The following is a 5,857-nucleotide window of genomic DNA, read 5'->3' on the forward strand; positions in this document are numbered from 1 at the left end:
AGCCGCCGGCGCAGCGCCCGTCGATCATCCTGCTGACCAGCCAGGAACGCGACCGGCTCGACGGCTACCGCGACGCCGGCTTCCTCGGCTACCTGATCAAGCCGCTGCGCCGAGCCTCGCTGGCCGAGCGCGTGCAGATCGCCGCCGGCGCCCAGTCGGATCGGGCCGGAGCGCCCGACGACGAGCGGATCGCCATCGCCGCCGCGCCGGGCGCACGGGTGCTGCTGGTCGAAGACAACCCGGTCAACGCCCTGCTCGCCCGGGCCCTCCTGACCCGGGAAGGCTGCGAGGTCGATCACGCCCGCGCCGGGGAGGAGGCGCTGGCGGCGGTGAAGGTCGGCGCCTACGACATCATCCTGATGGACATGCGCATGCCCGGGCTCTCCGGCGAGCAGACCGCGAGACTCCTGCGCGCCCAGGGGGTCGCGACGCCGATCATCGCGCTGACCGCCAACGTCTTCGACGACGACCGGGCGGCGTGCCTTGCGGCCGGCATGGACGACTTCCTGGTCAAGCCGCTTCTGCCCGAGGCCCTGCGCGCCGTGCTGTCGCGGTGGGGCCAGGCCGGCTGGACGCGGGAGCCGGCGCGCGCCAAGGTCGGCTGACGAAGGGCGCGGGGGGCGCGCTCCCGCCGAGAGTCCGCCGATGACCGCCGACGCGAAGGCCATTGCGGCCGCGCCGCCGAAACCACACCACCACCGCCGCAGCGCGCTCCAGGTGCTGGGGGCGTTGCGCCAGCCCAAGGTCGCGGTGATGCTGGCGCTCGGCTTTTCGTCCGGCCTGCCGTTCCTCCTTACCGCCAACACCTTCGGCTACTGGCTGCGCGACGAGGGCACGAGCCTGAAGGCGATCGGCTTCATCTCCTGGGTCGGCGCCGCCTATTTTCTGAAGTTCCTGTGGTCGCCGATCGTCGACCGGGTCGACGTGCCCCTGCTCGGGCGGCTGGGCCGGCGGCGCGGCTGGATGCTGCTGTCGCAGATCCTGGTCGCGATCGGCCTGGTCGGCATGGCGGTGGTCGGCGTCCAGCCGGGGCTGGTGGCGATCGGCGCCTTCGCGGTGCTGACAGCCTTCGCTTCGGCCACCCAGGACATCGTCATCGACGCCTGGCGGATCGAGGCCGCGGGCGACAGCGACGAGATGGGGCTTTTGACGTCGGCCGCCCAGCTCGGCTACCGCGGCGCGCTGCTGATCACCGACGCCCTGATCATCGCCGCCGCCGCCCGCTTCGGCTGGGCGCCGTCCTACGTCGGCGTGGCCGTGCTGATGGCGGTGGGCGCCGCCGCCACCTTCGTCGCCTTCGAGCCGGCGCGGGCCGAGGAGGTGATGCAGGCCAAGGCCTCGCTCCTGTCGCCGCGCGGCCTGTTCGACGCCCTCGTCGGTCCGTTCGTCGAGTTCTTCAGCCAGCATCGCGCGGTGGGCCTGTTGATGCTGGCCGCGGTCGCCCTCTACCGGCTGCCCGACTTCATCATGGGGCCGATGTACAACCCCTACTACCACGACCTGGGCGTGCCGAAGGACACGGTGGCCCTGGTGCGCGGCTCCTTCGGCCTGGGCGCGACCTTCCTCGGCATCGCCGTCGGCGGCTTGAGCTCGATCCGGCTGGGGCTGCTGCCGTCGCTGATGCTGGGGGCGCTGATCGAAGGCGCCGGCACCGCCGCCTTCGCCCTGCTCAGCCTCCATCACGACATGCCGACTTTCGCCGCGGTGATGACCCTGGACAGCTTCGCCCAGGCCTTCGCCGGGGTGGCGCTGGTGGCCTACATGTCGAGCCTCACCAATCTTGGGTATACCGCCACCCAGTACGCGCTGCTGTCCTCGACCTACGCCATGCTGGGCAAGTTCCTGAAGGGCTTCTCGGGCGTGACGGTCGAGGCGCTGACGCCGCATTACGGCCCGCTCGGCGCCTACGCGGTCGCCTTCATCGGCACGGGCCTGACGGCGATCCCGCCGATCCTGCTGTTCCTGCTGATCCACCACCTGGACCGCGGACGGCGCAAGGCGAACGCCGCTTAGGCCAGGCAGACCACCTGGGCGACGCGCAGGTCGCGGCGCAGGGAGTCGGCCACCTTGCCGTAGTTCTCACGGGTGATCAGCTTGCCGGAGGTCGGTGCGACGGGCAGGGCGGTGCGGCTTTCGGCGATCAGGTGGACCACGGTCTCGGGCGCCGTCGTGTAGATCCGCCCGCGCCGCGGGGCCTCGGCGATCGTCACCCCCACCACCCGGCCCTGGGCGTCCAGCGCCGGCGCGCCCGACAGGCCGCCCAGGCTACCTTTCAGGCCGTCGGTGCGGCCGACCTCGGCCCAGACCAGCACCGGCTCGACACGCGCGCCGCGGCCGTGGACCACCAGGTTCTCCCGCCCCAGGAGCCGCGAGGCGGCCTCGCCCGGCTGGCCCTGGGGAAAGCCCGGGTGATAGGCGAGCTCGCCCTCGTGCAGCGGCGCCCCCAGGTCGAGCGGCAGGGCCGGCGCGCCGCCGCGGGTCCTGAGCACGGCCGCCTCGCCTTGCGGATCGATGTCGGCGGTCGCCGCCACGCCCAGGCCGTCGCCGACCACCACCGCCGTTTGGCGGCAGCCGTCGATGACGTGGCGGGCGGTGATCCAGACGCCGGAGGAGGCGACCGAAAAGGCGGTGCCGGTGGCGGGGCCGGCGCGGTCGGGCACGTCGACGGTCACCGAGGGGTCGAACGGCGAAGCGGGCGCCAGCAGCGCCCCGTCCGCTTTGCGCACGGGCGGCGGCGCGGGCGGGGCGTCGACATGCTCGCGCCGGCCGAGAGCTGCGAACAGCAGGGCGCCGACCACCGCGGCGTAGATCAGCCAGTCGGGAAGGGGCGGGCGGCGCATGGCGCGGCTCAGGCGGCGACGGCCGCGGCCACGATCATGGCGGTGGCGAGCTTGGCGCCGACCAGCATGGCCGCCGCCGCCATCTCCCCGTCGCGGATGCGTTTGGGCAGGCCGTGCAGCACCAGGTCGACCATCCGGTAGACCAGCAGCTGGATGACGACCGTGGCCACGCCCCAAAGCGCCACGTCGACCAAGCTGGTCGAGCCCTTCAGCGAGAAGGCCAGCGGAATGGCCAGGCCGACCAGCGCTCCGCCCAGGTCGACGGCGGCGGCCACATTGCCCTGCCTGACCAAGCTGATCTCCTTGTGCGGCGTCAGCACGATGTAGACGCCTGCCGCAGCCAGCAGCATCAGCACGCTGACGGTGATATGCAGCAGGGCGATCGGAAAGCCGCTGGCGAAGGCTTGCATCTCCGGTGATGTCGGCATGGATCACTTACCCCCCGCGAACAACCGCGGTGCTTAGCACGAACCGCGGCCCCGGCGCAGCTTGGGCGGGATCGGCCTATTCGGCGGCGAGCCGGCGGCGTTCGCTGGCGCGCATCTTCTCGCTTTCGCTCTTCAGCTGACCGCAGGCCGCCAGGATGTCGCGGCCGCGCGGGGTGCGGATCGGCGAGGCGTAGCCGGCGCGGTTCAGCACCGCCGCGAAGGCCTCGATCGTCTTCCAGTCCGAGCACTCGTAGTCCGAGCCCGGCCACTTGTTGAACGGGATCAGGTTGATCTTCGCGGGGACGCCCTTGAGCAGCTTGATGAGGGCCTTGGCCTCGGCTGGGCTGTCGTTGACGCCCTTCAGCATGACGTACTCGAAGGTCACCCGCTTGGCGTTCGACAGGCCCGGGTAGGCGCGGATGGCCGCCATCAGCTCCTCGATCGGATACTTCTTGTTCAGCGGCACCAGCTTGTCGCGCAGCTCGTCGTTCGTGGCGTGCAGCGAGATCGCCAGCATGGCCTGGGTCTTCACGCCGAGCGGTCCAAGCTCGGGGACCACGCCCGAGGTCGAGACGGTGATCCGCCGACGGGAGATGGCGATGCCCTCGTGGTCGGCGATGACGTCGATCGCCGCGGCCACGTTGTCGAGGTTGTAGAGCGGCTCGCCCATGCCCATGAAGACGATGTTCGAGAGCCGGCGGTCCTCCTTCGGCGAGGGCCATTCGCCGAGGTCGTCGCGGGCGACCTGCACCTGGGCGACGATCTCGGCGGCGGTCAGGTTACGCACCAGGGCCTGGGTGCCGGTGTGGCAGAAGGTGCAGTTCAGCGTGCAACCGACCTGGCTGGAGACGCAGAGCGCGCCGGCGCGGCCGACGTCGGGGATGTAGACGGTCTCGACCTCGACGCCCGGGGCCATGCGGATCAGCCACTTGCGGGTGCCGTCGCGGCTGACCTGGCGCTCGACGACCTCCGGACGGACGAGCGTGAATTTCTCCGCCAGCGCCGCGCGCGTCTCCTTGGCCACGTCGGTCATGGCCGAAAACTCGGTGACGCCATAGTGGTGCATCCAGCGCCACAGCTGCGAGGCGCGCATCCGCGCCTTGTCGGGCCGCACGACCTCGGCCTCGACCAGGGCCTGGGCAAGCTCGGCTCGGCTGAGCCCGGTCAGGTTCCGAAGCGCCGGCTGGGCGGACGCGGCCTGCGCGCGCGAAAGGTCGAGGGTCACGCCCAAGGGTCGGAAATTCCTTGCTCTGAGGAGCGGCGAATATAGGCGAGGGGCGGGCCCGCGCCAAATCGGGCGCGTCAACGCACCCGTCAGCTGAAAACGCGCGCCACGTCGTCGCCGACAACCTTCGGATCCGGGCCATAGCGATTGGCGCCCCTTGTGCCCGGAAGCAGCGAAAAGACGAGAAGGACGAGCTCACCGATAATCGGAAGGATCGCGATAAGTATCCAGAATCCGCTCTTGTTGATATCGTGAAGGCGCCGAATACGAACAGCCAGGCCAGGTACAAGAGATCCAACAGCAAACACCACCAACATGGCAGCGCCGCCTATCTGTATTGCTACGTTATGGCTTCCTTTCCCGAAGCTGACGAGAACTTCCGTCGCGAAAAAAATTACTAAGAAAAATAGGGCGAAAGACCAGTATTCTCGCCGGCGCGCGCGGCCGTCGAACGCCGCATATTTCCGGTAGACTTGGATGACGTAGTTCATTGACGACCCCCGTTCCTGAGGGGTCCATCTTAGGTCGAACAGATTTACACTTTGCAAGTCGATCGATCGACAGCCGGCTGGCCTCAGAGACCGTACTTGCTCCAGAGCTCGTCGCTCTTCACCACGTTGCGGATGAAGGCGGCGTGCAGCTCGCGCTCGGCGTCGGTCGAGCGCGGGGCGAGCGGGCGAGGGCGGGCGCCGTATTCGTTCTGCTTGGCGGCCGCCACCGCGGTGACCAGCTCCGCCGAAGTCAGCTCCAGCCGCCGCTCGCGGCCGCCCTTCAGCTCGAGGTAGACGGCGGCCAGCAGCTTGGCGTCGATCAGCGCCCCGTGCTTCTCGCGCTCCGACAGCGAGATCTTGAAGCGCTTGCAAAGCGCGTCCAGGGAGTTGTGCATTCCCGGGAAGCGCTGCTTGGCCAGCGCCAGGGTGTCGACCCAACGATCTTCCGGGATCTGCATCCGGTGGATGCAGCTGAGCTCCCAGTTGACGAAGGCGCGGTCGAAGCCGGCGTTGTGCGCCACGATCGGCGCGTCGCCGACGAAATCGAGGAAGGCGTCGACCACGTCGGGATGCTCGAAACGCGGCTTGCCGCGCAGGAAGGCCTCGGACAGGCCGTGCACCCGCTCGGCCTCCACCGGCATGTCGCGGCAGGGGTCGATGTAGGTGTGGAAGCTGCGGCCGGTCGGGACGAAGTCCTCGATCTCCAGGCAGGCCAGTTCGACCAGTCGGTGGCCGAGATGCGGCTCGAAGCCGGTGGTTTCGGTGTCGAGGACGATCTCACGCGCCATGCGTCAGTCTTGGCCCGGTTCGCGTCGCCCGATCAAGCTGTCGCTTTGTCCCTGTTCGGTCGTCGCTGTGGATCGCGCATGATGG

At 69.6% G+C, this 5,857-nt stretch carries 7 protein-coding genes; 2 read left to right on the forward strand and 5 right to left on the reverse strand.

The features are described from left to right. Positions 1-605: response regulator (locus VJS38_RS09405; RefSeq protein ID WP_324087891.1), on the forward strand; the 605-nt coding region annotated here is incomplete at its 5' end. A 40-nt stretch (positions 606-645) separates the two neighbouring features. Continuing rightward, positions 646-2,013 (forward strand): AmpG family muropeptide MFS transporter, encoded by a 1,368-nt coding sequence (locus VJS38_RS09410; RefSeq protein WP_324087892.1) that lies wholly within the window; start codon positions 646-648, stop codon positions 2,011-2,013. Here VJS38_RS09410 and VJS38_RS09415 read toward each other — a convergent pair. From VJS38_RS09415 to dnaQ, 5 genes are all read right to left on the reverse strand, one after another. Beyond that, positions 2,010-2,840 carry a serine protease gene (locus VJS38_RS09415; protein WP_324087893.1) on the reverse strand — a complete coding sequence of 277 codons (831 nt, stop codon included), beginning with the start codon at positions 2,838-2,840 and terminating at the stop codon, positions 2,010-2,012. The genes VJS38_RS09410 and VJS38_RS09415 overlap by 4 nt on opposite strands. An 8-nt stretch (positions 2,841-2,848) precedes the next feature. After that, entirely contained in the window at positions 2,849-3,268 is a 420-nt protein-coding gene (locus VJS38_RS09420) for a DUF350 domain-containing protein (RefSeq protein ID WP_324087894.1), read from the reverse strand. 76 nt (positions 3,269-3,344) lie between these two features. Beyond that, the gene (gene rlmN / locus VJS38_RS09425; protein WP_324087895.1) at positions 3,345-4,499 is read right to left on the reverse strand and encodes a 23S rRNA (adenine(2503)-C(2))-methyltransferase RlmN; all 1,155 of its coding nucleotides are present in this window, start codon (positions 4,497-4,499) and stop codon (positions 3,345-3,347) included. A gap of 83 nt (positions 4,500-4,582) precedes the next feature. Beyond that, positions 4,583-4,984 (reverse strand): DUF805 domain-containing protein, encoded by a 402-nt coding sequence (locus VJS38_RS09430; protein WP_324087896.1) that lies wholly within the window; start codon positions 4,982-4,984, stop codon positions 4,583-4,585. An 83-nt stretch (positions 4,985-5,067) separates the two neighbouring features. Then, complete coding sequence (gene dnaQ, locus VJS38_RS09435) at positions 5,068-5,772, reverse strand: DNA polymerase III subunit epsilon (protein WP_324087897.1); 705 nt, start codon at positions 5,770-5,772, stop codon at positions 5,068-5,070. Between the last annotated feature and the right edge of the window lie 85 nt (positions 5,773-5,857).

Source organism: Phenylobacterium sp. (genome assembly GCF_035276905.1).
Taxonomy (GTDB): Bacteria; Pseudomonadota; Alphaproteobacteria; order Caulobacterales; family Caulobacteraceae; genus Phenylobacterium.